4 protein-coding genes are annotated in these 2,612 nt (G+C 63.5%); 2 read left to right on the forward strand and 2 right to left on the reverse strand.

Annotated features, from left to right (window positions below):
- The coding region (locus WBB85_RS20095) for an FAD-dependent oxidoreductase (RefSeq protein WP_432640363.1) at positions 1-218 on the reverse strand (218 nt) is incomplete at its 3' end.
- A gap of 199 nt (positions 219-417) precedes the next feature.
- Between WBB85_RS20095 and WBB85_RS20100 the strand changes: the two genes are divergently transcribed.
- A complete protein-coding gene (locus tag WBB85_RS20100; protein WP_432640364.1) occupies positions 418-1,179 on the forward strand; it encodes a DeoR/GlpR family DNA-binding transcription regulator in 762 nt (253 codons plus the stop codon).
- Here the strand turns inward: WBB85_RS20100 and WBB85_RS20105 are convergent.
- On the reverse strand, positions 1,169-2,035 hold the full coding sequence (locus tag WBB85_RS20105) for a LysR family transcriptional regulator (protein WP_432640365.1): 867 nt from the start codon (positions 2,033-2,035) through the stop codon (positions 1,169-1,171). The two genes, WBB85_RS20100 and WBB85_RS20105, sit on opposite strands and share 11 nt — an antisense overlap.
- 123 nt (positions 2,036-2,158) lie before the next feature.
- Between WBB85_RS20105 and WBB85_RS20110 the strand changes: the two genes are divergently transcribed.
- A partial coding sequence (locus WBB85_RS20110; RefSeq protein ID WP_432640366.1) for a pyridoxal-phosphate dependent enzyme occupies positions 2,159-2,612 on the forward strand: 454 nt, incomplete at its 3' end.

Here is a 2,612-nt window from a genome sequence, read left to right on the forward strand (position 1 = left end):
TTCCGCACCAGCCCGATCTCGAAATATTCAAGATAGCGCAGCCCGCCATGGAACAACTTGGTCGAGGCCGAGGAGGTCGCCTGCGCGAGGTCCCCCATCTCGGCCAGAGCGACCGAGAGCCCGCGCCCCGCCGCGTCGCGGGCAATGCCGGTGCCGTTGATGCCGCCGCCGATGATGAACAGGTCATAGGCGTGTTCGGGGATGGGGTCGGAAACCAAGGGGATTCTCCGCGGATACCGTTCGGGTTATCGCGCTCATGTGCGCGCATTGTCAACTTTAGTATTCGTTAATGTTCGTTTTTCGTGACTTTGGGGCGGAACGGGGTTATTCCCTACCCCGTCCCGGACCTGATCCGGGACCTCTGACCCAGCCGGGAGGCCCCGGATCGGGTCCGGGGCAGGGTTGGAGGAAAGGCATATGGCACTCAGTTTCCGGCAAAGCGAGATTCTCGACATTGCGCGGGCCGAGGGGCGCGTGGGGGTCGACGACCTTGCCGAACGCTTCGGGGTGACGCTTCAGACCATCCGCCGCGACCTGACCGAGCTTGCCGATGCGGGCAAACTCGACCGTGTCCATGGGGGCGCGGTGCCGCGCGCCGGTGTTGCCAATATTGGCTATGAAGAACGGCGGCTGATGAATGCCGGGGCCAAGGCCGCGATCGGCGCGGCCTGTGCGGCGACGATCCCCGACAACTCCTCGCTCTTCCTCAATATCGGCACCACGACCGAGGCGGTGGCCAACGCGCTGTTAAAGCATCGCAACCTGACGGTGGTGACCAACAACATGAACGTTGCCCATATCCTTGCCGCCAATGAAAGCTGCGACGTGATCGTCGCAGGCGGTGTCCTGCGCCGTTCGGATGGAGGGCTGGTGGGTGACCTTACGACCGAGGCCATCGGCCACTTCAAGGTGGACTACGCGATCATCGGCACCTCGGCCCTCGACCTCGACGGCGACCTGCTGGATTTCGACCCGCAGGAGGTGCGCGTCAGCCGGGCGATCCTGCATCAGGCCCGCGCCAGTTGCCTTGTGGCGGACGCCTCGAAACTCGACCGCCGCGCGCCGGTCCGCATCGCGTCCCTGTCCGAAATCGGCCGGGTTTTTACGGACAGGCCGTTGCCCGCCGCGCTGGCCGCGAAATGCCGGGACTGGGACACTGAAGTGATCCTCAGCCGGTAAGCTGCGCCCAGGCGGACAGAAGATCAGGTCGCGCCTCGCCCGCGATGCGGATCATGCGTATGTCGAGATCCTGCGCGGGAAGCCGGTCGTCGAGCGCCTGAAGCCGTCCCTCGGTCAGGGGGGCTTTCACCAAGGCCTCCGGCAACCAGGCGATGCCGATCCCGTTCAGCGCATATTGCAGGGCGGCCAGCGTCAGCGCGGTTTCTGCCTTGCGGATGAACCCGATATGGGGTGCGACGCGCGGCAGAACTGCGCGTTCCATGACATGCCCAAGAAAGACATCGGTCGGATAGGCAATGAGCGGCCAGCCGTCCCCTTCGACAACGCCGGGTGCGACGACGGGCACGAAACGGTCGCGCCCCAGAATTGCGGTGTCAAAAGCATGGCTGGCGGGCAGGCTGCGTTCGCCGGGCAGTTCGTACATCACCGCCAGATCAACCTCGCCTGAGAGCAGCATCAAAAGGCATTCATCGCGATTGCCTGAGCGTACGCGCACGGCGTGATTGCCGGTTTCGGCCAGAACCGAGACAAGGCGCGGTGAAACGGTCGTGGTGATCGCGTGCTGACAGGCGAGCGACAACGTGCCGCCCTTGCCTTGGCCTGCGCGTTTCAACCCCTCGCGCAGGCGACGCAAACCGGCGGCAAGCGCCCGCATTTCGGGTTCCTGCGCGCGGATGGCGGGTAGCAGTTCCACCGGCTTGCGGGACCGATCGAAAAGCTCGGCCCCGATACTGTCCTCAATCGCGCGGATGCGGCGGGTAAAGGCCGATTGCGTCAGGCAGCGCATCTCGGCTGCCCGCGCGAAAGAGCCGGTGTCGAGTACTGCCAGAAGATCATCAATCCAGTCGAGCCGCATGAAGGGCGCATAGCCCAGATATCATCAACTTGCAACTTTGGAATATTAATCCGCGAAGTTCGCATTTGTTTTGACCGGTCCAGCGCCGCTATATGTCGCCAAACGCAACTCACGGAGAATCCCATGCATCTTGCCCGCTTCCCGCGCCACTTCCTTGCCCACCTGCCGACGCCGCTGGAGCGGCTGGACCGTCTGTCGAAGGAACTCGGCGGGCCGGAGATCTGGATCAAGCGCGACGACTGCACCGGGCTTTCCACGGGCGGCAACAAGACCCGCAAACTGGAATTCCTGATGGCCGAGGCCATGGCGCAGGGCGCTGATATCGTGATGACGCAAGGTGCGACCCAGTCGAACCATGCCCGTCAGACGGCGGCCTTTGCCGCGAAGCTGGGTATGAAGTGCCATATCCTCTTGGAAGATCGCACCGGGTCGAACAACGCCAACTACAACAACAACGGCAACGTCCTTCTGGACCATCTGCACGGTGCCACGACCGAAAAGTGCCCCGGCGGCGGTGACATGAATGCCGAAATGGAAAAGGTGGCCGACAAGCTACGCGCCGACGGCAAGAAGGTCT

Origin of the sequence: Albidovulum sp., from assembly GCF_049646345.1 — a bacterium.
GTDB lineage: Bacteria > Pseudomonadota > Alphaproteobacteria > Rhodobacterales > Rhodobacteraceae > Albidovulum.

What these genes read in the sequence shown, in the direction of transcription:
- WBB85_RS20100 (WP_432640364.1), top strand. Translation starts at nt 418, where the DNA reads ATGGCACTCAGTTTCCGGCAAAGCGAGATTCTCGACATTGCGCGGGCC.
- WBB85_RS20105 (WP_432640365.1), bottom strand. Translation starts at nt 2,035, where the DNA reads ATGCGGCTCGACTGGATTGATGATCTTCTGGCAGTACTCGACACCGGC.